Source organism: Pseudomonas sp. 2725 (assembly GCF_050434585.1).
GTDB classification, from domain to species: domain Bacteria; phylum Pseudomonadota; class Gammaproteobacteria; order Pseudomonadales; family Pseudomonadaceae; genus Aquipseudomonas; species Aquipseudomonas jessenii.
The window spans coordinates 176440-201324 of sequence record NZ_JBNDIV010000007.1 but is presented as its reverse complement, the minus strand read 5'-3'; the positions used below and the strand labels follow the sequence as shown (position 1 = coordinate 201324).

At 62.4% G+C, this 24885-nt stretch carries 24 protein-coding genes; 23 read left to right on the top strand and 1 reads right to left on the bottom strand.

The features are described from left to right. Positions 1–24 precede the first annotated feature (24 nt). The 3 genes from mscK to trxC all read left to right on the top strand — a co-directional run bounded on the left by mscK (position 25) and on the right by trxC (position 5413). On the top strand, positions 25–3393 hold the full coding sequence (mscK, locus tag ABIE16_RS21045) for a mechanosensitive channel MscK (RefSeq protein WP_429521856.1): 3369 nt from the start codon (positions 25–27) through the stop codon (positions 3391–3393). 48 nt (positions 3394–3441) lie between these two features. Beyond that, positions 3442–4905, top strand: coding sequence for a protein adenylyltransferase SelO (gene selO, locus ABIE16_RS21040; RefSeq protein ID WP_429521855.1), 1464 nt, complete (start codon positions 3442–3444; stop codon positions 4903–4905). A 73-nt stretch (positions 4906–4978) separates the two neighbouring features. Continuing rightward, entirely contained in the window at positions 4979–5413 is a 435-nt protein-coding gene (gene trxC / locus ABIE16_RS21035; protein ID WP_057712310.1) for a thioredoxin TrxC, read from the top strand. A 129-nt stretch (positions 5414–5542) separates the two neighbouring features. On the opposite strand, the gene ABIE16_RS21030 is transcribed toward trxC, so the two are convergent. Beyond that, positions 5543–6313 (bottom strand): ParA family protein, encoded by a 771-nt coding sequence (locus ABIE16_RS21030; protein WP_015093167.1) that lies wholly within the window; start codon positions 6311–6313, stop codon positions 5543–5545. 355 nt (positions 6314–6668) lie between these two features. Here ABIE16_RS21030 and ABIE16_RS21025 point away from each other — a divergent pair, with 355 nt between their 5' ends. The 20 genes from ABIE16_RS21025 to ABIE16_RS20930 are packed head-to-tail and all read left to right on the top strand — an operon-like array spanning position 6669 to position 24881. Beyond that, positions 6669–7394, top strand: a complete 726-nt coding sequence (locus ABIE16_RS21025; protein ID WP_090452742.1) for a beta-ketoacyl synthase chain length factor — start codon at positions 6669–6671, stop codon at positions 7392–7394. Further along, positions 7370–8182, top strand: coding sequence for a lysophospholipid acyltransferase family protein (locus ABIE16_RS21020; protein ID WP_057712312.1), 813 nt, complete (start codon positions 7370–7372; stop codon positions 8180–8182). The genes ABIE16_RS21025 and ABIE16_RS21020 overlap by 25 nt, the downstream gene beginning before the upstream one ends. Next, positions 8160–8435, top strand: coding sequence for a phosphopantetheine-binding protein (locus ABIE16_RS21015; protein ID WP_057712313.1), 276 nt, complete (start codon positions 8160–8162; stop codon positions 8433–8435). The genes ABIE16_RS21020 and ABIE16_RS21015 overlap by 23 nt, the downstream gene beginning before the upstream one ends. Before the next feature lie 9 nt (positions 8436–8444). Beyond that, positions 8445–8699, top strand: a complete 255-nt coding sequence (locus tag ABIE16_RS21010) for an acyl carrier protein (RefSeq protein WP_007992314.1) — start codon at positions 8445–8447, stop codon at positions 8697–8699. Next, complete coding sequence (locus ABIE16_RS21005) at positions 8696–9241, top strand: hypothetical protein (RefSeq protein ID WP_090452738.1); 546 nt, start codon at positions 8696–8698, stop codon at positions 9239–9241. Before ABIE16_RS21010 ends, ABIE16_RS21005 begins: the two co-directional genes overlap by 4 nt. Further along, positions 9238–10917 (top strand): AMP-binding protein, encoded by a 1680-nt coding sequence (locus ABIE16_RS21000; protein ID WP_429521854.1) that lies wholly within the window; start codon positions 9238–9240, stop codon positions 10915–10917. The genes ABIE16_RS21005 and ABIE16_RS21000 overlap by 4 nt, the downstream gene beginning before the upstream one ends. Further along, the gene (locus ABIE16_RS20995; RefSeq protein WP_057712316.1) at positions 10910–11644 is read left to right on the top strand and encodes a glycosyltransferase family 2 protein; all 735 of its coding nucleotides are present in this window, start codon (positions 10910–10912) and stop codon (positions 11642–11644) included. The genes ABIE16_RS21000 and ABIE16_RS20995 overlap by 8 nt, the downstream gene beginning before the upstream one ends. Beyond that, positions 11641–12582: a glycosyl transferase gene (locus ABIE16_RS20990; RefSeq protein WP_340312377.1), complete on the top strand. Its 942-nt coding sequence runs from the start codon at positions 11641–11643 to the stop codon at positions 12580–12582. Before ABIE16_RS20995 ends, ABIE16_RS20990 begins: the two co-directional genes overlap by 4 nt. Next, complete coding sequence (locus ABIE16_RS20985) at positions 12563–14107, top strand: HAL/PAL/TAL family ammonia-lyase (protein ID WP_218495225.1); 1545 nt, start codon at positions 12563–12565, stop codon at positions 14105–14107. Before ABIE16_RS20990 ends, ABIE16_RS20985 begins: the two co-directional genes overlap by 20 nt. Continuing rightward, positions 14100–14525: an acyl-CoA thioesterase gene (locus ABIE16_RS20980; RefSeq protein ID WP_057712319.1), complete on the top strand. Its 426-nt coding sequence runs from the start codon at positions 14100–14102 to the stop codon at positions 14523–14525. Before ABIE16_RS20985 ends, ABIE16_RS20980 begins: the two co-directional genes overlap by 8 nt. Continuing rightward, positions 14522–15226, top strand: a complete 705-nt coding sequence (locus ABIE16_RS20975) for an outer membrane lipoprotein carrier protein LolA (RefSeq protein WP_429521853.1) — start codon at positions 14522–14524, stop codon at positions 15224–15226. Before ABIE16_RS20980 ends, ABIE16_RS20975 begins: the two co-directional genes overlap by 4 nt. Next, positions 15210–17549, top strand: coding sequence for an MMPL family transporter (locus ABIE16_RS20970; protein WP_429521852.1), 2340 nt, complete (start codon positions 15210–15212; stop codon positions 17547–17549). The genes ABIE16_RS20975 and ABIE16_RS20970 overlap by 17 nt, the downstream gene beginning before the upstream one ends. Then, entirely contained in the window at positions 17546–18706 is a 1161-nt protein-coding gene (locus ABIE16_RS20965; RefSeq protein WP_429521851.1) for a sodium:proton antiporter, read from the top strand. The genes ABIE16_RS20970 and ABIE16_RS20965 overlap by 4 nt, the downstream gene beginning before the upstream one ends. Continuing rightward, on the top strand, positions 18693–19940 hold the full coding sequence (locus tag ABIE16_RS20960; protein ID WP_429521850.1) for an NAD(P)/FAD-dependent oxidoreductase: 1248 nt from the start codon (positions 18693–18695) through the stop codon (positions 19938–19940). The genes ABIE16_RS20965 and ABIE16_RS20960 overlap by 14 nt, the downstream gene beginning before the upstream one ends. Further along, positions 19937–20662 (top strand): class I SAM-dependent methyltransferase, encoded by a 726-nt coding sequence (locus tag ABIE16_RS20955; protein ID WP_429521849.1) that lies wholly within the window; start codon positions 19937–19939, stop codon positions 20660–20662. Before ABIE16_RS20960 ends, ABIE16_RS20955 begins: the two co-directional genes overlap by 4 nt. Next, positions 20662–21279 (top strand): hypothetical protein, encoded by a 618-nt coding sequence (locus ABIE16_RS20950; protein WP_429521848.1) that lies wholly within the window; start codon positions 20662–20664, stop codon positions 21277–21279. Before ABIE16_RS20955 ends, ABIE16_RS20950 begins: the two co-directional genes overlap by 1 nt. Further along, positions 21276–22472 (top strand): beta-ketoacyl-[acyl-carrier-protein] synthase family protein, encoded by a 1197-nt coding sequence (locus ABIE16_RS20945; protein WP_349734620.1) that lies wholly within the window; start codon positions 21276–21278, stop codon positions 22470–22472. Before ABIE16_RS20950 ends, ABIE16_RS20945 begins: the two co-directional genes overlap by 4 nt. Further along, on the top strand, positions 22469–22927 hold the full coding sequence (locus tag ABIE16_RS20940) for a hotdog family protein (protein WP_057712326.1): 459 nt from the start codon (positions 22469–22471) through the stop codon (positions 22925–22927). Before ABIE16_RS20945 ends, ABIE16_RS20940 begins: the two co-directional genes overlap by 4 nt. Continuing rightward, positions 22927–23655, top strand: coding sequence for a 3-oxoacyl-ACP reductase FabG (gene fabG / locus ABIE16_RS20935; protein ID WP_057712327.1), 729 nt, complete (start codon positions 22927–22929; stop codon positions 23653–23655). Before ABIE16_RS20940 ends, fabG begins: the two co-directional genes overlap by 1 nt. After that, positions 23655–24881 (top strand): beta-ketoacyl-ACP synthase, encoded by a 1227-nt coding sequence (locus ABIE16_RS20930; RefSeq protein ID WP_154861171.1) that lies wholly within the window; start codon positions 23655–23657, stop codon positions 24879–24881. The genes fabG and ABIE16_RS20930 overlap by 1 nt, the downstream gene beginning before the upstream one ends. Positions 24882–24885: the final 4 nt, after the last annotated feature.

Below are 24885 nucleotides of genomic sequence, written 5' to 3'. Positions count from 1 at the left end.
CTATCACTTGCTTGACCGGTCTTTATGCCTAATCTGCGCTCCATTTTCGCCGTCGCCCTCCTGGGCTTGAGTCTCTCTGTCAGCACCCTTGGTTTATCGCAAGCGGCGCAAGCGGCCGAACCGCCTTCCAGCGAAGCCGTGCAAGCGAGCCTGGACAAGATCGCCGACCGCAAACTGCCGGAAGCCGATCTGAAGGCCCTGCAATCGGTCCTGCAAGGTACGCTGAGCCAGCTCAACAACAAGCGTGACTACGAGCAGAAGCTGGTCGCGCTCAAGCAGCAATTGAGCAATGCGCCCAAACAGACCATCGAGAACCAGCGTGAACTGACCCGCCTCAAGGCCAGTGCCGTGGTGCCGGTGGCGCAGCGTTTCGCCAAGGAACCGATCCAGCAGCTTGAACAATTGCTCACCGAGCGCTCCACCCAGCAAAGCGACCTGCAAAAGGCCCTGGCCGATGCCAACAGCCTGATCATCACCGCCCAGACCCGCCCCGAGCGCGCCCAGGCGGAGATATCCAGCAGCCAGACGCGCATTCAGCAGATAAATACCACCCTCAAGAACGGCAAGGACGCTGGCAAGACCCTGAGCGCCGAGCAGCGCGACCAGCTCAATGCCGAGTTGGCGGCGCTGAACGCCCTGATCCCGCTGCGGCGCCAGGAACTGGCCGGCAATACCCAATTGCAAGACCTCGGCAACAGCCAGCATGACCTGTTGTCGGAGCGATCCGACCGCCTGGATAAGGAAATCCAGGAACTGCAAACCCTGATCAACCAGAAGCGTCTGGCGCTGTCCCAGGAAACGGTCACCCAGCAATCCATCGAAGCGCAGAAGGCCGGCGGCAGCAGCCTTTTGGCCACCGAAAGCGCGGCCAACCTGAAGCTCTCGGACTACCTGCTCAAAAGCACCGACCGCCTCAACGAAGTCACCCAGCAGAACCTGCAGACCAAGCAGCAGCTGGACAGCCTGACCCAGAGCGATGCGGCCCTGGACGAGCAAATCAACGTGCTCAAAGGCAGCCTGCTGCTCTCGAAGATTCTCTACAAACAGAAACAGGCGCTGCCGCGCCTGCGGCTCGACCGCAACCTGGCCGATCAGATCGCCGACATTCGCCTTTATCAGTTCGAAGTCAGCCAGCAACGGGAATTGCTGAGCAATCCGACCACCTACGTCGAAAACCTGCTGTCGACCCAACCCCCCGAGCAAGTCACGGCGCAGCTGCGCAAAAGCCTGATGGAACTGGCCATCACCCGCGCCGACCTGCTGGAGCGACTGAACCGCGAACTGAGCGCGGTGCTCAATGAATCCATCACCCTGCAACTGAACCAGAAGCAATTGCTCAGCACCGCGCAAAGCCTGCGGGCGACCCTCGATGAACAGATGTTCTGGATTCCCAGCAACAAGCCGCTGGACCTGGAGTGGATTCACAGTGTGCCGGACCGTCTCCAGCGGCAACTCGATACGCTGCCGGTACTTTCAAGCCTGAGCGAACTGACCGACGGCCTGACCCAGCGCCCGCTGCTGTTCCTGCCACTGGCCTTGCTGATCGGCGCACTGCTGTGGCGGCGCAAGAGTCTATACGCGCGACTGAACAAGGTTCACCAGGACATCGGTCACTTCAAACGCGACAGCCAGTGGCATACGCCGCAGGCAATTCTGATCAACATTCTCCTGGCGATGCCGGTTTCACTGGGCCTCGCATTGTGCGGGCTGGCCCTGCAAATCGACGCCCGTGGGCAGAACGCCAATATGGGCGCGGCGCTGCTGCAAATGGCCGGGGCCTGGCTGGTGTTCTACACCGCGTACCGGATCCTCGCGCCGGGTGGCGTGGCAGAACTGCATTTCCGCTGGGAAAAGCCCCAGGTGGAATTCCTGCGCAGATGGATCCGCCGCCTCGGCATCGTGGTCATGGCACTGGTGACCGTAGTCGCCGTTGCCGAACTGCAACCGGCGGCACTGGCCGATGACGTGCTCGGCATGCCGGTGGTGCTGATCTGCTACGCCTTGATGACCTTGCTGCTCAGCCGCCTGCTCATCAGCAGCCCGACCCACGAAAACGCTTCGCTGTTCCGCAAACTGGTGGGGATCCTGTTCACCGCCCTGCCCATCGCGTTGTTCGTGGCGGTGTGCTTCGGCTACTACTACACCGCGCTGAAACTCAGCGACCGTTTGATCAACACCCTGTACCTGCTGATGTTCTGGCTGGTAATCGAAGCCACCTTCGTGCGCGGCCTCAGTGTGGCGGCCCGGCGCCTGGCCTACCAGCGCGCCCTGGCCAAACGGCTGGCCGCCAAAGAGGCCGGAGACGGCGAAGCGGTGATCGAAGAGCCGAGCATGGACATCGAGAAGGTCAACGAACAGTCCCTGCGCCTGATCCGCCTGGCGCTGCTCGGCGGCTTCATGGCGGCACTGTATTGGGTCTGGGCCGACCTGATCACGGTGTTCTCGTATCTGGACAACGTCACCCTCTACGAATACACCAGCGGTACCGGCGCCAACATGAGCATGGTGCCGATCAGCATCGGCGACATGCTCGGCGCACTGATCATCATCGGCATCACCTTCGCCCTGGCGCGCAACCTGCCGGGCTTGCTCGAAGTGTTCGTGCTGTCGAAGCTCAACCTTGCCCAGGGCAGCGCCTACGCGACCACCACGTTGCTGTCCTACGTGATCGCCGGCGTCGGTTTCGTCTCGACGCTATCGACCCTCGGCGTGAGCTGGGACAAGTTGCAATGGCTGGTGGCGGCGCTGTCGGTCGGCCTCGGTTTCGGCATGCAGGAGATCTTCGCCAACTTCATTTCCGGCATCATGATCCTGTTCGAACGTCCGGTGCGGATCGGTGACACCATCACCATCGGCAACCTGTCGGGCACCGTGAGCAAGATCCGCATCCGCGCCACGACCATCACCGACTTCGATCGCAAGGACATCATCGTCCCGAACAAGACGTTCATTACCGGGCAACTGATCAACTGGTCGCTGACCGACACCATCACCCGGGTGACCCTCAAGCTCGGCGTCGACTACGGCTCGGACCTGGACCTGGTGAAAGAGCTGTTGCTCAAGGCCGCGCGCGAAAACCCGCGCGTGCTGAAAGACCCGGAGCCCCACGTGTACTTCCTGAATTTCGGCGAAAGCACCCTCGACCACGAGTTGCGCATGCACGTGCGCGACCTCGGCGACCGCAACCCGGTGCTCGACGAGGTCAACCGCTTCATCAACCGCGAGTTCAAGAAGCAGCACATCAACATCTCGTTCCGGCAGATGGAGGTCTACCTCAAGAACCTGCACGGCCAGGAATACAAGATGGTGCCGATCGAGCCGGAAGCGAAAACCATCGTGCCGATCGTCGACGGCAGGCCCGCGCAAGAACCGCCCGCCGCCAAACTCGACTAACCGGCCTTTCCCCAGCAGAATGCTCGGACATTCTGCTGGAGCCGGCCCTTGAAAGCCCTCGACGAACTCACCTTCGATAACCGCTTCGACCGCCTGGGCGATGCGTTTTCCGCCCATGTGCTGCCCGAGCCCATCGATAATCCACGCCTGGTCGTGGCCAGCCCCGCCGCCATGGCGCTGCTGGACCTCGACCCGAGCGTGGCCGAAACCCCGGAGTTCGCCGAACTGTTCAGCGGCCACAAGCTCTGGGCCGACGCAATCCCAAGGGCGATGGTCTATTCCGGGCATCAGTTCGGTTCCTACAACCCGCAATTGGGCGACGGTCGCGGCCTGTTGCTCGGCGAGGTGTACAACGAGGCCGGCGAACACTGGGACCTGCACCTCAAGGGTGCCGGCCAGACGCCATTTTCACGCATGGGTGATGGCCGGGCGGTACTGCGCTCGTCGATCCGCGAATTCCTCGCCTCCGAAGCCCTGAACGCACTGAATATCCCGACCACCCGCGCCTTGTGCGTAATCGGCTCCGACACCCCGGTGTGGCGCGAAAAGCAGGAACGCGCAGCCATGATCCTGCGCCTGGCGCCGAGCCATGTGCGCTTCGGCCACTTCGAATATTTCTACTACACCAAGCGCCCCGAGCAACAGAAAGAGTTGGGTGATCACGTGTTGGCCATGCACTTCCCGCAGTGCCTGGAACAACCGGAGCCGTACCTGGCGATGTTCCGCGAAGTGGTGGAGCGCAACGCCGAACTGATCGCCAAATGGCAGGCCTATGGCTTCTGCCACGGGGTGATGAACACCGACAACATGTCGATCCTGGGCATCACCTTCGATTTCGGCCCATTCGCGTTCCTCGATGACTTCGACGCCAATTTCATCTGCAATCACTCAGATGACCAGGGCCGTTACTCCTTCAGCAACCAGGTGCCGATTGGCCAGTGGAACCTCAGCGCCCTGGCCCAGGCCCTGACACCGTTCATCAGCGTCGAGGCCCTGCGCGAAACCCTCGGCCTGTACCTGCCACTGTTCCAGGCCCATTACCTGGACCTGATGCGCCGCCGCCTCGGCCTGACCACCGCCGAGGATGACGACCAGAAACTGCTGGAGAACCTGCTACAACTGATGCAAAACAGCGGCGTCGACTACAGCCTGTTTTTCCGCCGTTTGGGTGATCAAACGCCGGAACAGGCCATCACCCGCTTGCGTGATGACTTCGTCGACCTCAAGGGCTTTGACGCCTGGGGCGAGCTCTACGTCGCCAGGGTTTCCCGTGAAGGCACGCTTGATCAAGAGCAGCGCCGCCAGCGGATGCACGCGGTCAACCCGTTGTACATCCTGCGCAACTACCTGGCGCAAAACGCCATCGATGCAGCGCAGAACGGCGACTACTCGGAAGTCCGTCGACTGCACTCGGTGCTGAGCAATCCGTTCGAGGAACAACCGGGGATGGAAAGCTACGCCGAGCGGCCGCCGGAATGGGGCAAGCATCTGGAGATCAGTTGTTCGTCGTGAGGCACTGCACGATTGAAAATCTGGAGTCATGTCTCCAGATATGGATCATTCGCTTTCGATTGGACGATTTGTCATGACCGACCCACTCCTCATCCCCTGCCCTCACTGCAACGGCCTCAACCGCATCCCGGCCGAGCGCCTCAACGACCACCCGAAATGCGGGCGCTGCAAGGCCGAAGTCCTGTTGAGCAAACCGTTTGAATTGAAGCAAGGCGACTACACCAGCCAGATCAAGGGCGATCTGCCGCTGCTGGTGGATGTGTGGGCGGACTGGTGCGGGCCGTGCAAGTCGTTCGCACCGGTGTTCGAGCAGGCAGCCGGGCAACTGGCGGGCAAGTGTCGCCTGGCCAAGCTGGACAGCGAGGCGAACCAGCAGTTGTCGGCGCAGTTGGGGATTCGCTCGATTCCGAGCCTGATCCTGTTCAAGAACGGCCGGGAAGTCGCCCGGCAGAGCGGGGCGTTCCCGTTACAGCAACTGATGAGCTGGTTGCGTAGTCAAGGCATCTGAAACAACACGGAACCATGTGGGAGCGAGCTTGCTCGCGAAGGCGGGCTGACATTCAAAAGAGGTGTCGCCTGATACACCGCTTTCGCGAGCAAGCCCGCTCCCACAGGGGTTCTGTGTTATCCGCCAGAATCAGGCGTTTTCCAGCAGGTTGTGCAGCTCGACAAACTGCTGGGTCAGCTTGTGCCGCGGGTCGAGATGGATCAGCGGCGTATTGGCCTGGTGGGATTCACGCATGCGTACCGAGCTGGCCAGGTACACCGGCAGCACCGGCAGGCCTTCGGCGATCAGCTCATCGAGAATTTGCTGGGGCAGGCTGGCGCGGGCCTGGAACTGGTTGACGACGATGCCTTCGACTTCCAGGCCTTCGTTATGGTCGTCCTTCAACTCTTCGATTTCCGCCATCAGGCCGTACAGTGCCTGGCGTGAAAAACTGTCGCAATCGAAGGGGATCAACACACGATCGGCGGCAATCAACGCTGAAACCGCATAAAAATTCAGTGCGGGCGGGGTATCGAGGTAAATCCGGTCGTAGTCTTCGCTCAGCTCTTCAAGCAACTTACGCAGCTTGTTGATCTTGTGCTTGGCTTCAAGCTTTGGCTGCAAGTCCGCCAGCTCGGCGGTGGCGGTAATGACATGGAGGTTATCGAACGGGGTTTCGTAGATGTCGACCTGATTCTTTTTGGAGAACGGCCCGGAAGACAGCGTCTGCTTGAAGAAATCGGCGATGCCCATCGGGATATCGCTACCGGTGAGCCCCGTCAGGTACTGAGTGGAGTTGGCCTGGGCATCGAGGTCCACCAACAAGGTGCGAAAACCCTCGCTGGCACTGACTGCCGCCAGATTGCAGGCAATGCTGGATTTGCCAACGCCACCTTTCTGATTGAACACCACGCGCCGCATGTCAAAACCTCCGTGTATCAAAGAATGACCGAGTGTAGTGGTCCACGGTATGGCTACGCTACCTCACCAGTGCAAGGACTACACAGTCAGTTGCCTTCTCTTGCATGAAAAGCCCTGAGCGGCCCGGCGGTTCGACGCCAGAACCGACAGACGGGGTAATAATTCTGTGAATAGTTGCCAATCATTCAATTTTTGCGAACCAGCCGCTTCATCTTCTGAGCAAAATGTAACCAGCATTTGCTACACGTTCCCGGCACCGGGATAATGCGCGCCACTCGGCGCCAAACGCCACGCAGGGTAAGTCTCGGCCCTCGGCCACTCCCCCGCGTCAAGTAAGCCCGTGAGGGTGGGATGAATGTCTGTGATCAACTTCAACATCGCCCAATGGCGCGCCTGGGCCCCGGGGCTTGATAGCGTGTCCGATTGGCAGGCCTGGTGCCGACAACCGGTCGTGCTGCCGGACAGCGATGCCGCTCCCGACGTTTCCTTTCTGCCGGCCATGCAGCGTCGACGGCTCAGCCGTCTGGCGCGCATGGCATTCAGTGTCGGCTGGCCTTTGGCCGAAGGTCGGCAGGATCTGCCATTGGTCTTTGTTTCCCGTCACGGCGAAACGCCCCGCACCGTCGATATTCTCAGTGATCTGGCCGCCGACCAGCCGCTGTCGCCGACCCGGTTCAGCTTGTCGGTGCATAACGCGATCATTGGCTTGTGGTCGATCATGCGGGGTGAAACCAGCGAAATGACCGCCCTGGCCGCCGCAGGCGATGGCCTGGAACACGGCATGCTTGAAGCTGCCGCGCTGCTGGCTGAAGGCGCTCGCGCGGTACTGCTGGTGGTCACCGAAGAGAAGCCACCCGAGGCTTACTCGACCTGGATCGACGACGTGCCGTTCCCTTATGCCGTCGGATTGCTGATCACACCCGGTACCGACTGGCAGTTGTCCCTGAACAGCCCCTCGGATGCGTTGTCCAAACCCCGCTGGCCTCACGCGCTGAATCTGCTGTGTGCGCTGCTCGGCCAGCAAACCACCTGCCAACATGCCTGGAAAAATCGTGTATGGACCTGGCAACGCAACCCATGACCGAGAAAAACCGCGACGCCTATTACTGGCGTTTGCTGGCCACCGCCGCGAGCTTCGCCCTGTTCGGGCTGGGCGGGCTGTGCCTGCGCCTGGTGATTTTCCCTGTACTGAACTGGCTGCCGGGCGACGCCCGAACCCATCGGCTGCGGGCCCGGCAAACGGTCAGCCGCTGTTTCTGGATTTTTGTGCGTTTCATGGCCCGTACCGGGGTACTGACCTATAACATCGAGGGTGCGGAAAAACTCGGTCGCCCCGGGCAAATGATCATTGCCAATCACCCATCGCTGATCGACGTGGTGTTTCTGATCGGCCTGGTGCGTCACGCCAACTGCGTGGTCAAGCAAAGCCTCTGGGAAAACCCTTTCACCCGCGGGCCGCTGCGCTGCACCGAATACATCAGCAACGACGGCAGCATGGACATGCTCGACGCGGCTGCCGACGCGCTGAAAGACGGTCAGACCCTGATCATTTTCCCGGAAGGTACGCGCACTCAGCCCGGCCAGCCGCCGGCCTTTCATCGGGGCGGCGCGGCAATCGCCCTGCGTGGTGCGAAAATCCTCACCCCGGTCATTATCAAGGTCAGCCCGACCACATTGACCAAGGCCGAACCCTGGTATCGCATCCCCAAGCGGCGCGTGCACTTCAGTTTCCGGGTCGGGGCCGATATAGACCCAAAGACCTTCGCCACGCAGGGGCCGGCTCCGCAGGCCTCGCGCAAGCTCAACGATTATTTGCATTCTTACTTCATCAAGGAGCTCGCCGAAGATGAGCGATCTGAACACCCCTAGCCTGGTGCTGGAAATCAAAGAACTGATCATCGACGCCCTGGGCCTCGAAGACATCAGCGCCCAAGACATCGGCAACGAGCAGACGCTGTTCGGCGAAGGCCTGGGCCTGGACTCGGTGGACGCCCTGGAACTGGGCCTGGCCATCCAGAAAAAGTACGGCATCAAAATCGACGCCGATGCCAAGGACACACGCAACCACTTCAGTAACGTGGCGAGCCTTGCGGCGTTCGTCAGCGCAAAACAGGCAGCTTGAGACCGGACCATGCAAACTCGTGACGACATTTTCAACACCCTGCGCGATGCCTTGGTCGAGCTTTTCGAACTGGACCCTGAGCGTGTGAGCCTGGAATCCAACCTGTATCAGGACCTGGAAATCGACAGCATCGACGCGGTCGACCTGATTGATCACATCAAACGTCAGACCGGCAAGAAAATCGCCGCCGAAGAATTCAAATCGGTGCGTACCGTCAGTGACGTGGTCGAGGCGGTCTACCGTCTGGTTCAACCCGCCGCATGAATCGACTGATTGGCCTCGGCCTGCTGCTGGCAGGCCTTTTGTATCCCTTTGCGGTGTATTTCGGCATGGAGCATTTCGCCCCGTGGCAGTTCGGGCTGCTGCTGGGCGGGCTGTGGCTGGCCCGGGCGCTGACCGGCAAACGACGGCCTGGCAGCCTGTGGATGGCCACGGTGGCCATTGTGTTCTGCCTGTTGCTGGCACTGTTCGACAGCCCGGCGCTGTTGCGCTGGTATCCGGTGTTGATCAGCAGCTTCATGCTGGTGCTGTTCGGATCGAGCCTGACATTCGGCCCACCGATCGTTGAACGCCTGGCCCGGGTACGCGAGCCGCAATTGCCGGCCGAGGGCATTCGCTATACCCGTCAGGTGACCATCGCCTGGAGCGTTTTTTTTCTTTGCAACGGTTTGTGTGCCGCCGCCCTGACCCTCTGGGCGCCGCTGAGCTGGTGGACGTTGTACACCGGCCTGATTTCCTACGGATTGATAGGCCTGATGTTTGCCATTGAATGGCTCATACGAATAAGGGTACGAGGCCACCCATGATTTGGATAAAACTTGAGCACCTGCTGCTCAAGGCTCAGCCGGAGCGCGCCGTAACCACCGCTCCGGCACTGGATCACGCCCGACTGTGCGAACAGGCGCTGCGCCTGGCCGCCGGCCTGCAAGCCCGGGGTGTCCGGCAGATGGCAGTGCACCTTGAGGATGCCGCCGACCTGGCGATTGCCCTGTTCGGCGCCTGGCGTGCCGGGGTCAGTGTGCTGCTGCCGTCCGACCTGCAACCGCAGACCCGCCAACGCTGGTCGGGTGATGTTGATCTGTGGCTGAGCGATCAGCCCGACGATGCGCACCTTGGCGACCTCCAACAGCCGCCGCTTAGTGCCGCCGCGCTGGACCTGGATAACTGCCGACTCAGCCTGTGCACATCCGGCTCCAGCGGCGAACCCAAGCGCATCGAAAAAAACCTGCGCCAACTGGCCAATGAAGTCGAAGCCCTGGAGCAGCTGTGGGGCGCCGACCTGGGCCCGGCGTGCATCATTGGCAGCGTCGCCACCCAGCACATCTACGGCCTGCTGTTTCGGGTGCTTTGGCCACTGTGCGCCGGGCGCCCGTTCCTGCGTCGGCAGTTGGCCTTTCCGGAAGACCTGCAACGCGCCAGCCGCGAATACCCGGCCTTCACCTGGGTGGCCAGCCCGGCGCTGCTCAAGCGCATGGGCGACAACCTCGACTGGCCGGCCTTGAGCGCCGTACGCCGGGTGTTTTCCTCCGGCGGCGCATTGCCGGTCGAGGCCGCACAGAGCCTGCATGAGCGTCTGGGGCAATGGCCAACGGAAATCTTCGGCAGCTCGGAAACCGGCGGCATCGCCTGGCGTCAGGGCGCGGAACTGTGGCGCCCCTTTGCCGATGTCACGCTGACACAAGACAGTGAAGGTGCGCTGCTGATCGCTTCGCCCTACTTACCCGTCGGTCAAATCGAACACACGGCCGATTCAGCACGCATCGCCATCGATGGTCGCTTCGAATTGCTCGGGCGACTGGACCGGATCGTCAAACTGGAAGAAAAACGCATCTCGCTGCCGATGCTGGAACAGGCGCTGACGACCCATGAATGGGTCATCGAAGCTCGGCTCGGCGTCGTTCAGGAAAACCGCGCCTCCCTGGGGGCGCTGTTGGTGCTGAGCGAGGCCGGTTTGCATGTGCTGCGCAATCACGGTCGACGCAGCCTCACCGAGCAATTGCGCCAGCACCTGAGCCAACACTGCGAAGCCCTGGCCCTGCCAAGACGCTGGCGCCTGCTGCGACAACTGCCACTGAACGCTCAGGGCAAACTGCCCCAGGCCGACGTCGACGCCCTGCTGTTGGCGCCACGCCCCAAAGCGCCCGAGGTGCTGGAGCAAGTCGAAAGCAATGGCGAGTGGAGCCTGCAACTGGCCGTGCCACCGGACCTGGCCTATTTCAGCGGTCATTTCCCCAAGGCGCCTGTGTTGCCTGGCGTGGTGCAGGTGGACTGGGCGCTGAGCCTGGGCCGGCAACTGATGAACCTGCCGAAAAAATTCGCCGGCATGGAAGTCTTGAAGTTCCAGCAACTGGTGCGCCCGGGCGACGAAATCCAGCTGCACCTGCGCTACGACCCGGCGCGCGGCAAATTGTATTTCGCCTATCGCAACGAAACCGCCACGTGTTCCAGCGGGCGGATCTTGCTGGAGGCGGAGCATGCATAGCCCCTGCGCCGTCGTCCCCGTGTACAACCACGAAAGCGCCATCACCACGGTGGTCGATGCCCTGATCGCCAGCAACCTGCCGTGCATTCTGGTGGACGATGCCAGCAGCCCGAGCTGCGCCCGGGTGCTGGATCGCCTGGCCCAGCGTGAAATGGTTTACCTGATCCGGCTGGCCGAAAACCAGGGCAAGGGTGGCGCGGTCATGACCGGTTTGCGCGAAGCTTCGCGCCTGGGTTTCAGCCATGCCTTGCAGGTGGATGCAGATGGCCAGCACGATTTGCAGGACGTCAGGCGTTTCATCGAACAATCACGCCGCTACCCACGAGCGTTGATTTGCGGCTATCCGCAATATGACGCCAGCGTGCCGAAAGGCCGTTTGTATGCGCGCTACCTGACTCACGTCATGGTCTGGATCAACACCCTGTCATTGCAGATTCGCGACTCCATGTGCGGTTTCCGGGTTTACCCATTGCCGCCGGTCCTGGCGGTGATCGAGTCAGCGAAAATCGGCAAGCGCATGGACTTCGACTCGGACATCCTGGTGCGCCTGACCTGGCGCAATCAGCCGATGCAATGGCTGCAAACCAAAGTCCATTACCCGCTGGACGGCGTTTCGCATTTTCGGATGTTCCACGACAACGTCCTGATTTCCAGCATGCACACGCGGCTGTTCTTCGGCATGTTGCTGCGCGCGCCAGTGATCCTCTGGCGACGGTGGCGGGCATGAGTTCAGACAAGCAGCATTGGGCCGACCGCGAAGAACGGGGCAGTTTCTGGCTGATGAAGCTCACCGCGTTCGGTGCCAAAGTGCTGGGCCGTCGAGTACTGAGCCCAGTGTTGTACGGCATCGTGTTGTACTTTTTCCTGTTCGGCCGCAGCGCCCGACACAGCGCCTGGCAATACCAGCAACGCCTGGCCGACTGGAGCGGTCGCAGCGAACTGCGCCCGAGCCACTGGCGAGTGTTCGGCCAGTTCATGGCTTTCGCCGATTCCATGCTCGACAAACTCGACGTATGGAACGGCAAGCTGAGCATCGAACAGATCGAAATCATCGACCCGGCGCTGCTGCGCGACCAGTTGCGCGGCGCCCGCGGGCAAATGCTGGTGGGCGCGCACCTGGGTAATCTGGAAGTCTGCCGCGCACTGGCGGAGCTCGGCGAGAAAGTCACGATGAACGTGCTGGTGCACACCAAGCACGCCGAACAGTTCAACCGTTTGCTGGGCGAAGCCGGGGCGACCAATTTGCGCCTGATCCAGGTCAGCGAACTGGACCCCGGGATCATGCTGCAACTGAGCGAGCGCCTGGAACGCGGCGAGTGGCTGGCGATTGCCGGCGACCGAGTGCCGCTGCATGGCGGGCGCTGCGTGACCGTGGACTTCCTCGATCATCCGGCCAGGTTCCCCCAGGGCCCGTGGCTGCTGGCCGGCCTGCTGAAATGCCCGGTCAACCTGCTGCTGTGTTTGAAAAAGCCCGACGGCGACTATCGACTGACCATTGAACCCTTCGCTGACGCAATCACCTGGAAGCGCAGCGACCGTGAACAGGTCATTCATCAGTGGGCCTCCCGCTACGCCGAACGCTTGGGTCACTATTGCCTCGAAGCGCCCCAACAATGGTTCAACTTTTACCCTTTCTGGAAGACCGATGACGACGCCAACGCTTGAGCCGGTAACCTTCGGCGAACGCCCTTTGCGCATTGAAGATGTGCTGGCACTGGCCAACCGCAAGGTGCCGACGCAGTTGCAAAGCGACCCTGCCTACCGCGAGCGCATCGCCAAGGGCGCGCGTTTTCTGGACTCTCTGCTGGACAAGGAAGGCGTGATCTACGGCGTAACCACCGGCTATGGCGATTCCTGCGTGGTCGCGGTGCCGCTGCATCACGTCGAGGCGCTGCCCCGTCACCTGTACACCTTCCACGGCTGCGGCCTGGGCAAACTGCTCGACGCCCAGGCCACCCGCGCGGTACTGGCGGCGCGTTTGCAGTCGTTGTGCCACGGTGTTTCCGGGGTGCGCGTGGAGCTGCTGGAGCGCCTGCAGGCGTTCCTTGAACACGACATCCTGCCGCTGATTCCGGAGGAAGGTTCGGTGGGCGCCAGTGGTGACCTGACGCCGCTTTCGTACGTTGCCGCCACGCTGTCCGGCGAACGCGAAGTGATGTTCCGCGGCGAGCGCCGGCAGGCTGCCGATGTGCACCGCGAACTCGGCTGGCAGCCACTGGTGTTGCGTCCGAAAGAAGCCCTGGCGCTGATGAACGGCACCGCGGTGATGACCGGTCTGGCCTGCCTGGCGTACGCCCGCGCCGATTACCTGCTGCATCTGGCCACGCGCATCACCGCGCTGAACGTGGTCGCCCTGCAAGGCAACCCGGAGCACTTCGACGAGCGCCTGTTCGCGACCAAGCCACACCCGGGGCAGATGCAGGTCGCCGCGTGGTTGCGCCAGGACCTGGCCATCGACGCGCCAACCGCACCACTGCATCGCCTGCAAGACCGTTATTCCCTGCGCTGCGCGCCCCATGTGCTGGGCGTACTGGCCGACAGCCTGAACTGGCTGCGCTCGTTCATCGAGATCGAGCTCAACAGCGCCAACGACAACCCGATCATCGACGCCGAGGCCGAGCGCGTACTGCACGGTGGGCACTTCTACGGCGGGCACATCGCCTTCGCCATGGACAGCCTGAAAAACCTCGTGGCCAACGTCGCCGACCTGCTGGATCGGCAACTCGCGCTGCTGGTGGACGAGCGCTACAACCATGGCTTGCCGAGCAACCTGTCGGGCGCCACGGCCGACCGCGCCATGCTCAACCACGGCTTCAAGGCGGTGCAAATCGGCACCAGCGCCTGGACCGCCGAAGCGCTGAAGAACACCATGCCGGCCAGCGTCTTCTCGCGTTCCACCGAATGCCACAACCAGGACAAAGTGAGCATGGGCACCATCGCCGCCCGGGATGCGATCCGCGTGCTGGAACTCACCGAACAGGTGGCGGCCGCTACGCTGCTGGCGGCCAATCAGGGCGTCTGGCTGCGCGGCCAGGTCGAAGATGCACGCCCCCTGCCACCCGCGTTGGCCGCCATGCATGAAGCCTTGGCCAAGGACTTCCCACCGGTCATCGAAGACCGCGCACTGGAAGGCGAATTGCGCCTGTGCCTGCAACGCATCGCCGAACAACACTGGAGGCTGCATGCGTAGCAAGGGATTTCTCTACACCGACACGGAAATCGTCGTACCGTTCTTTGACGTCGACAGCATGCACGTGGTCTGGCACGGCCATTACGTCAAATACCTGGAAGTCGCCCGCTGTGCGCTGCTGGACAAGATCGGCCACAACTACACGGCGATGAACGAATCCGGCTATGCGTGGCCGGTGATCGACCTGCAATTGCGCTACGTGCGCGGGGCGGTGTTCGGTCAGAAACTCAACGTGCGCGCCAACCTGGTGGAGTGGGAGAACCGCTTGAAGATCAACTACCTGATCAGCGACCTGCAAACCGGTGAGCGCCTGACCCGGGCCATGTCGGTACAGGTCGCCGTCGACATTGCCAGCCGCGAGATGCAACTGGCCTCGCCGAAGGTCTTCACCGATGCTGTTGAGAAGGCCCTGCCATGATGTTCTGCCATCCCCGTTCCCCTGTAGGAGCGAGCCTGCTCGCGATGGTCGTTAACGATAACGCCGGGTATCTGACACACCGTGGCGCTCTCAGGTTTTTCGCGAGCAAGCTCGCTCCTACAGTGTTCTGCGTGTTACTGGGTATTCCTGGGCTGGCCAGCGCCTTCGATCTGCAACAGCTCAGCGATCAACTGGCCAGACCCGAGGTGATCCACGGCAGTTTCATCCAGGAAAAACACCTGCGCGCCCTGCCCCAGCCGCTGACCAGCAAGGGCACGTTCGTGCTGGCAAAAAACCACGGCCTGTTATGGCTGTTGAAAACGCCCTTGCAACAGGACTACCGCATCACCGCCAAAGGCATTGCCCGACGTGACGGCAGTGTTTGGCAAATGCTGCCGGGCAAAAGCGCCGGTGCCGAGCAGAACCGTTTGTTCCTCGCCGTGCTGCAAGGCGATAGCAGTGGCTTGCAACGGGATTTCGAGCTTTCCCTGAGCGGCGACGCGCAGAACTGGAAGCTCACGCTGCTGCCACGCTCGATGCTGCTCAAGCAGGTGTTCAACCAGATCAACATTACCGGCGCGGAACTGGTACACAGCATCGAACTGCTCGAGACTCAGGGCGACAGCACGTTGTTGCGCATGCAGGACAGCACCAGCACCCAACCGTTGAGCGACGCGGAGCAGCATGACTTTGCCGAGTGAACGGTGGTTGCCACGGCTGTTTCTGATCCTGCTGCTGGCAGTACTGGCGCTCGCCGGTTGGCAATGGCGTGACGGCGCGCCGCTGTCGGCCAACCTGATGGATCTGGTGCCCGGCACAGCGCCCGATGCCCTGGAACTGCGCGCCGAACAACGCATGCAAGAACCGCTGAACCGCGAAATGCTGGTGCTGGTCGGCCACAGCGATCGCCAGCGGGCCGTCGCCATGGCGCAGACACTCGGCGAACAATGGCAGGCCAGCGGCTTGTTCGAAAAGGTCCAATGGACCCTGCAAGCCGACTTGCCGGCGCTGCGCACGCAGTTGCTGCAAGGTCGCCTGGCGATGCTCCAGGCGGCGGACCGACAACTTCTGATCGAGCACCCCGACACTTTTATCCAGCAGCGGGTGCAGGCGTTGTTCGACCCGTTCAACGGTTACAGCCTGGTGCCGAGCCAGGACGACTGGCTGGGCCTGACCGGGCGCATCCAGAACAGCCAGCCGCAACGTGGTTCGGTGCAACTGGACATCGGCAGCGGCGCTCTGGTCGCCGATGCCGATGGCAAGAGCTGGGTGCTGCTGCGCGCGCGCACCACCGGCAACGCCTTCGACATGAACCTGCCGCTGCAAGTGGCCGACCTGCTCAAGCACAGCCGCGAAGAAGCCGCCCGGCACGACGTGCAACTGCTCGCCGCCAGCGGCCTGTTGTACGCAGCCAGCGGGCAGCAGCAGGCCGCCCGGGAGATGACCTGGGTCGGCGGCGGTGCCACCGTGGGGATTTTGTTGCTGCTGCTGTTGGCCTTCCGGCGCTGGCGCGTTTTGCTGGCCTTCGTGCCGGTGCTGGTGGGCATGCTCTTCGGTGCGGTGGCCTGCGTTGCGTTGTTCGGCCATATGCACGTGATGACCCTGGTGCTGGGTTCGAGCCTGATTGGTGTCGCGGTCGACTACCCCCTGCATTACCTGTCCAAGAGCTGGAGCCTCAAACCCTGGCGCAGCTGGCCAGCCCTGCGCCTGACCCTGCCGGGCTTGACCCTGAGCCTGATCACCAGCGGCATCGGTTACCTGGCCCTGGCCTGGACACCCTTCCCGGCGCTGACCCAGATTGCCGCGTTCTCTGCCGCAGGGTTGCTCGGCGCCTATTTGTCCGCCGTGTGCCTGCTGCCGGCATTGCTCAAGGGCGTAGACCTGCGCCCGGCGCACTGGCCATTGCGCGTTTGCGAGTTTTTGCTGGGTTGCCGTGAAGCGCTGCTCAAACAGCTGAAAACGCCAGTCTTGCTGGCGCTGCTGGTCGCCTTTTGCGTGGGCGGCCTGTTGCAGCTGAGCAGCAAAAACGACATCCGCCAGTGGATCAGCGCACCGCAACAATTGACCGACGAAGCCCAGGCCATTGCCCGAATCACCGGCTATCAACCCACCAGCCAGTTCTTCCTGATACGCGCCGCCAATCAGCAGCAACTGCTCGAACGCCAGAACGCACTGCGCGAACGACTGGATCAATTGACAGGCCTGGAAAAGCTCCAGGGTTATCTGTCGCTCAATCAACTGGTCAGCCCGCCGAACGAACAGCAACAGGTGCGCGCAGCGTTGAGCAAACTGTCTTCGTTCTGGCAACCCTTGCTCGAAGTCGGCGTACCGGTCGAGGCGCTGCAAGCCGAGCTGACGAAGCTTCAGGCATTGCCGACCGTGGACATCGAAGCAGCGCTCAGCGGCCCGTTGGCAGAACCCTACCGAGCCCTGTGGCTGGGGCCGACCGAAGACGGCGTGGCGGCAATGGTCAGCCTGCAAGGCATCAACAACACGGCCCTGCTGCGGCTCCAGGGCGAGGATCTGCCCGGCGTGACACTGGTGGATCGACTGGGTGAGTTGAACAACGTCTTCGCGGCCACCCAAATCAGTGCCGCGGAACTGAAACTCGCCTCCTGCGTGTTGATCGTGCTGGTGCTGATCCTGCCATTCGGCCTGGGCGGTGCGTTGCGCATCGTGTCCCTGCCCCTGCTCGCGGCGTTGTGCAGCCTGGCCAGCCTCGGCTGGCTAGGGCAGCCGCTGACCCTGTTCAGCCTGTTCGGCCTGCTGCTGGTGACGGCGATCAGCGTCGATTACGCGATCCTGATGCGCGAACAGGTCGGCGGCGCAGCCGTGAGCCTGCTGGGCACCCTGCTGGCGGCATTGACCACCTGGCTGTCGTTCGGCCTGCTGGCGGTATCGAGCACCCCGGCGGTGAGCAACTTCGGACTGTCGGTGAGCCTGGGCCTGATCTTCAGCTTCCTGCTCGCACCGTGGGCCGGTCGCCAGGTGCATGAGCCCACGGCCGTGGAGCGGGCAACATGATGGTCGTTCTGTTCTGGGCGATGGCACTGGTGTTGTTCGCCTTGGCGACCCGTGTCGGCCGGCATTTCGGCCTGATCCCCATCGTCAGCCAGTTGTTGCTGGCGACCCTCGGCTTGCCGCTGTTGATGTATTTCTGGATCGAGCCCCAATGGCAATTGAGCGGTGCGCAGCTGGTGTCGCCGGGCTGGCTGAAGAACCTCTACAGCCTGAGCTTTGCCCTGTTGCTGGGCTACATCCTCAGCGATGTGATCGACCTGCAACTGGATCGCCAAAGCCTGAAAATCGCCCTTCCCAGCTTTTGCATTCCGTTTGCCTGCGGTCTGGCCACGGCCATCTGGCTGTTGCCGCCGCAACCGTGGATCAGCTCGCTGGCCGTCGGCCTGTTGTTCGCCATCACCGCGATTCCGGTGTTGTACCTGTACCTGCGGCACATCGATTACCCGCCCGCCGCCACCCGGCGACTGGTGCAAACCGCGATCCTCATCGACCTCGCCTGCTGGACCCTGTTCGGTATCGCCCAGGGCAGCCTGCACCTGAGCAGCCTGTTGCTGCCCCTGGCCGGCGCGTGCCTCCCGGTGCTGCTGCGGCTGCTGGGCCTGCGCCAGACGTGGCTCTACAGCCTGAGCTTTTTCGCCCTGCTGGTCGTCGCCGAACACTTCAAGCTCAATGCGCTGATTTTCGGTATCGGCTATGTGTTGATCATGGCCGCGCTGAAAGCCCCGCTGGTCCTGCCGTTGCCGGCCATGTGGATGAGCCGCTTGCAGACGTACATCGCCATCCCGCTGATCCTCACGTTCGGCATCGTGCAGATCAACGTGCACAGCGCAATGGACAGCCTCGGCTGGATGCAACTGGTCGCCCTGCTGCTGTTGCCGATGCTGAGCAAACTGCTGGGCAACTGGCTCGGCCTCGGCTGGGCCGGGGCCTCGTTCCAGGGTGCCAGCCGCTGGCGGGAAAGTGTGCTGCTGAACATCCGTGGCTTGAGCGAGATCGTTTTTCTCAACCTGCTGCTGCAACAGCAACTCATCAGCCCGCCGCTGTACTTTGCCCTGATGCTGATGGGCCTGATCGCTACACTGCTGCCAGCCCTGACCGGTATGCACCGAATCCCCCTGAAAGCCGCTGTCCCCGCAAGGAGCCCCCATGCCAACCGTTGAGATGGAATGCCGCCAGGTCGTGATCATCGGCGCCGGACCTTCCGGCGCCATCGCCGCCGCGTTGCTCACGCGCAAGGGACACGATGTGCTGGTGATCGAGCGGCAGCATTTTCCACGGTTTTCCATCGGCGAAAGCCTGTTGGCCCATTGCCTGGATTTCGTCGAAGAAGCGGGCATGCTCGACGCCGTCAACGCCGCCGGCTTCCAGCTGAAAACCGGTGCCGCGTTTGCCTGGGGCGAGCGCTACAGCGCCTTCGATTTCGGCGAGACGTTCAGCCACGGCAAATCGACGACGTTTCAGGTCCAGCGCGCCGATTTCGATAAGCTGCTGGCCGATCAGGCCGTGCTGCAAGGCGTGGAGATCCGCTATGGCGAAACCATCGTCAGCGTCGACGTTGCCCCGGGGAAACCGCAGCTCGGCGTGCGCCGCGAAGACGGTAGCGAGTACCGCATCGAGGCTGACTTCCTGCTCGATGCGAGCGGTTACGGCCGCGTGCTGCCGCGCTTGCTCGACCTCGAGGCGCCGTCGAACTTCCCGGTGCGCCGAGCCGTGTTCACTCACGTCGAAGACCGTATCGACCTCCCGGCCTTCGACCGCAGCAAGATCCTGGTGACCACTCATCCGACCCAGCGCGATGTGTGGTTCTGGACCATCCCGTTCAGCAACGGGCGCTGCTCGGTCGGCGTGGTCGCCGCAGAGGAGCGTTTCGCAGGCCGCAGCGACAATCTGGACGAGTGCCTGCGCGGCTTTATCGCCGAGACGCCAAGCCTGGCCCGCGTGTTGCAAAATGCGCAGTGGGACACCGAGGCCCGAACCATCGGCGGTTACTCGGCCAACGTCAAAACCCTGCACGGCCCGGGCTTCGCGCTGCTGGGCAATGCCGCGGAATTCCTCGACCCGGTGTTTTCCTCCGGCGTGACCATCGCCATGCGTTCGGCGAGCATGGCCGCTGGGGTATTGCACCGTCAGCTGCAAGGCGAAGCCGTCGACTGGCAAACCGAGTTCGCCGAACCGCTCAAGCGCGGCGTCGACACGTTCCGCTGCTATGTCGAAGGCTGGTACGCGGGGACATTCCAGGACGTGATTTTCCATGAGAGCAGCTCACCGGAAATCCGCGGGATGATCAGTTCCATTCTTGCCGGATATGCCTGGGACCGACGCAATCCGTTCGTCAGCGCAGCCAGGCGCCGGTTGAAGGCGATTTCGGAGTTCTGTGCAAGGGATGCGTCATGAACTACTTGAGCGACAACTACGTCGAAGAAACCCGTTTCGGTTTGTGGTTCCTGCGCAGCCAGATCTGGCAACACTATGTGCTGCGGTTGGCGATCAACGACTTGCACAACCTGTTCAGCGAAGCGCTGCCTGTCAGCCCGGTGCTGCTGGATGCCGGTTGCGGCCAGGGCAAGTCATTCCCGCTGCTGCGCCAGGCCTTTGCGCCCGGTCGTCTGATTGGCGTCGATGCTGATCCACAAAGCCTGATCCAGAGCCGCGAAGAAGCGGCCCGCCAGGGCATGGAAGTGGAGTTGATCGGCGGCGACTGCGCCAGCCTGAACCTGCCGGACGCCAGTATCGACCTGCTGTTCTGTCACCAGACCTTCCATCACCTGGTGGAGCAGGAACAGGCACTGGCCGAGTTCTACCGCGTACTCAAACCCGGCGGTTATCTGCTGTTCGCCGAATCCACCGAGGCTTACATTGATACTTGGGTGATCCGCTGGTTGTTTCGCCACCCCATGCACGTGCAGAAAAGCGCTGCGCAGTACCTGCAAATGATTCGCCAGCAGGGCTTCGAATTTACCGCGCAAAACGTGTCTTATCCGTACCTGTGGTGGAGTCGCGCCAAGGATTTCGGCCTGCTCGAATACTTGGGTGTGTGCAAGCCAAAACCCTTTGGCCAACGGGAAGAAACCCTGGTCAATGTGGTGGCGCGCAAACCGTTTGAAGGAACTGTGTGATGTTCATTGCCAACCGCTTGAAACACCAAACCTGTGGGAGCGAGATCGCTCGCGATAGCGGTGGGTCAGTCAATATCAATGTTGAATGTATCGCCGCCATCGCGAGCAAGCTCGCTCCCACAGGGGTAACCGGCGTTATGCGATTTCTGTTGCTTGCCGTAGCCCTGCTGCTGAGCGCCTGCGCCGGCCGGGCGCCGCTGCCCGAGCACAATCCGGATCTGCCGTTGCCGCTGCAATTGCACATCCAGCGCGGGCTGGCCGAAGAACGCCAGGACTGGGTGCTGGTGATCCAGCGTGAAGAGACGGGTATTCGCTGGTCGATGATGGACCTGTTGGGCATTCCCCAGGCCCGCCAGAAATTGATCGATAAAACCTGGGAGTCCGATGGTTTCCTGCCGCCCAATCCGCAAGCCCGGGAACTGTTCGCGGCGCTGCTGTTTGCGCTGACGCCGCAAGAGGAACTGGCGGCCAACTATCCCGGCGCCTGGCAGTACGGCAGACAACGGTCCCTGCCCGAGCGCTGGGACATTCGCTACGCACAACCGCAGAATTTTGAATTGAAGCTACCGCATGGTCCGAGCTATCAAGTCACGCCCCTGAGCGGTGAAACGCCATGACGGCTTACCTCAATGCCCTAGGATTGGTCTGCGCGCTGGGCCGTGACAGGCAGGAAGTCGCCCGCAACCTGTTTGCCGGCGACTGCGGCGGCATGCGCGAACAAACCGGGTGGGTGCCGCAACGCACACTGCCGGTCGGTGCGGTCCTGGGCAAACTGGCAAGCATTCCGGCCGACATGTCGCGCCATCACAGTCGCAACAATCAGTTGTTGCTGGAGGCCACGCTGCAAATCCGCGCGGACATCGACAGCGCGATCCAGACCTACGGCCGCGACCGCATCGGTGTCGTGCTGGGCACCAGCACCTCGGGTATCGACGAGGCCAGCCAGGGCCTGGCGCATTACCTGCGTGAAAAGCAGTTCCCTGCCGAGTACGACTATCAGCAACAGGAACTCGGGGCGCCGGCGAACTTCCTCGCCGAGTGGCTGCAATTGAGCGGGCCGACCTATGTCATTTCCACGGCCTGCACCTCCAGCGCCCGGGCCTTGATGAGCGCCCAGCGCCTGTTGGACCTGGGCATGTGCGACGCGGTGCTGTGTGGCGGTGTCGACACCTTGTGCAAGCTGACACTCAACGGTTTCTCGGCGCTCGAAGCGGTCTCGGAACAACGCTGCAATCCGTTTTCGGTGAACCGCAATGGCATCAACATTGGCGAAGCGGCGGTGCTGTTCCTGATGACCAGACGTGCAGCCGACAGCCAGGCGATTGCCTTGCTCGGCAGCGGCGCCAGTTCCGATGCGCATCACATCTCCGCCCCAGAGCCGACTGGTCGTGGCGCCCTGCAAGCGATGCGCAAAGCCCTGGGCCGCGCCAACCTGCAACCGGAGCAGATCGCTTATCTGAACCTGCACGGCACCGCCACCCAGCACAACGACGCCATGGAAAGCCAGGCCGTGGCGACCCTGTTCCCGGCTGGCGTACCCTGTTCATCGAGCAAACCCATGACCGGTCACACCCTCGGTGCCGCCGGGGCGCTGGAGGCGGCGTTCTGCTGGTTGAGCCTGAGCCCGGACAATCGCGAGCATGCCCTGCCGCCCCACGTCTGGGACGGACAGCCCGATCCCGAATTGCCGCCGCTGCAATGGGTGACCCCGGCCACTCGCCTGACGTCCATTGCACCCCGCTACCTGATGAGCAACTCCTTTGCCTTCGGTGGCAACAACGTCAGCCTGATTATCGGAGACGCCCCATGATTGACTGGCCGATCGCCGAACTGCTGCCCCACGCGGGTGACATGATTCTTATCGATCAGATCCTGGCGTTCGATGAAGAGCAGATTCACACGCGCCTGACCGTCAAGCCCGATGGCCTGTTCAATCTCCCCGACGGCAGCCTGCCGGCCTGGGTCGGCATCGAACTGATGGCCCAGAGCGTGGCCGCCTTCGCCGGTTGCCATGCGCGCCAGCGCGGTGATGAGGTGGAATTGGGCTTCCTGCTCGGCAGCCGAAAATTCGAATGCAACGTCGAAAGCTTTCCGGCCGGCACCGAGTTGACCATCCACGGCATTCGCTCCCTGGAAGACGATAACGGCATGGGCGTGTTCGAATGCCACATCAACGCCCCCGGCATTCACGTTACCGCCCGTCTGAATGTATTCCGCCCACCCCAGGCCGCTCAATATCTCCATGAACCCGAAGGAGTCCAGTGATGACTGAATCCGTACTGGTCACCGGTTCCAGCCGTGGCATCGGCCGCGCCATCGCCTTGCGCCTGGCCCAGGCCGGGCACGACATCGTGTTGCATTGCCGCAGCGGCCTGGCGGACGCCGAAGCCGTCAAGGCCGAAGTCGAGGCCTTGGGCCGTCGTGCGCGCATCCTGCAGTTCGACGTGGCCGACCGCGCCCGTTGCAAGGAAATTCTCGAAGCCGACGTGGAGGCCCACGGCGCCTATTACGGTGTGGTACTCAATGCCGGCCTGACCCGTGACGGTGCCTTTCCGGCCCTTAGCGAGGAGGATTGGGATGTGGTGATGCGCACCAATCTCGACGGTTTCTACAACGTGCTGCACCCGGTGATGATGCCGATGATCCGTCGTCGCGCCGCCGGGCGGATTGTCTGCATCACCTCGGTGTCGGGTTTGATCGGCAACCGTGGCCAGGTCAACTACAGTGCCTCCAAGGCCGGGTTGATCGGCGCGGCCAAGGCATTGGCGATCGAGTTGGGCAAGCGCAAAATCACCGTTAACTGTGTCGCACCCGGCCTGATCGACACAGCCATGCTCGACGAGAATGTGCCGGTGGAAGAACTGATGAAAATGATCCCCGCACAACGCATGGGCACCCCTGAAGAGGTGGCCGGCGCGGTGAATTTCCTGATGTCGGCGGAAGCCTCGTACATCACCCGGCAGGTTCTGGCCGTCAACGGAGGCCTGTGCTGATGAAGCGCGTCGTCGTCACCGGCATGGCCGGTATCACCTCACTGGGCAGCGACTGGGACACCATCGCCGGCAACTTCGCGGCCAACCGCAGCGGCATCCGCCGGATGGACGAGTGGGATCGTTTTACCGAACTCAACACGCGCCTGGCTGGCCCCATCGATGACTTCAAGGTGCCAAGCCACTGGACCCGCAAGCAACTGCGCAGCATGGGCCGGGTTTCGCGGCTTGCCGTGGGTGCGGCGGAGATGGCGCTGGCCGACGCCGGGCTGTTGGGCGACGAATCGATCAAGGACGGGCGCATGGGCGTCGCCTGCGGCTCCTCCACCGGCAGCACCGACGAGATCAAGGCGTTCGGCAACATGCTGCTCAACTCAGTGGCCGAAGGCCTGAACGCCAACTCCTACGTGCGGATGATGCCGCACACCACCGCGGCCAATATCAGCATCTTCTTCGGCCTCACCGGTCGCTTGATCCCGACGTCCAGCGCCTGCACCAGCGGCAGCCAGGGCATCGGCTATGCCTACGAGGCGATCAAGTTCGGGCGCCTGCCGCTGATGCTCGCCGGCGGTGCCGAGGAACTGTGCCCGACCGAAGCCATGGTCTTCGACGCGCTCTACGCCACCAGCCTGAAAAACGACACCCCACAACGCAGCCCGCGCCCTTACGACACCGCACGCGACGGCCTGGTGATCGGCGAAGGCGGCGGCATGCTGGTGCTCGAGGAACTGGAACACGCCCTGGCCCGTGGCGCCCGCATCCATGCCGAGATCGTCGGTTTCGGCAGCAACGCCGACGGCCAGCACACCACCCGTCCCGAACAAATCACCATGCGCCGGGCCATGGAATTGGCCCTGGAGGACGCCGGGCTGGAACCTTCGGACATCGGCTACGTCAACGGCCACGGCACCGCCACCGAACAGGGCGACATCGCCGAAACCCTGGCCACCAGCAGCCTGTTCGGCGAACACATGCCGATCAGCTCGCAGAAAAGCTTTCTCGGCCACACCCTCGGCGCCTGTGGTGCGCTGGAATCGTGGTTCAGCATCGAAATGATGAACCGCGACCTGTACGCCCACACCTTCAACCTCGACGAAGTCGACCCGCACTGCGGCAAGCTCGATTACCTGCGCGGCGAGTTTCGGCAGATGAGCAACCAGTACGTGATGAACAATAACTTTGCGTTTGGCGGGGTGAATACGTCGCTGATCTTCAAGCGCTGGCCATAACCTG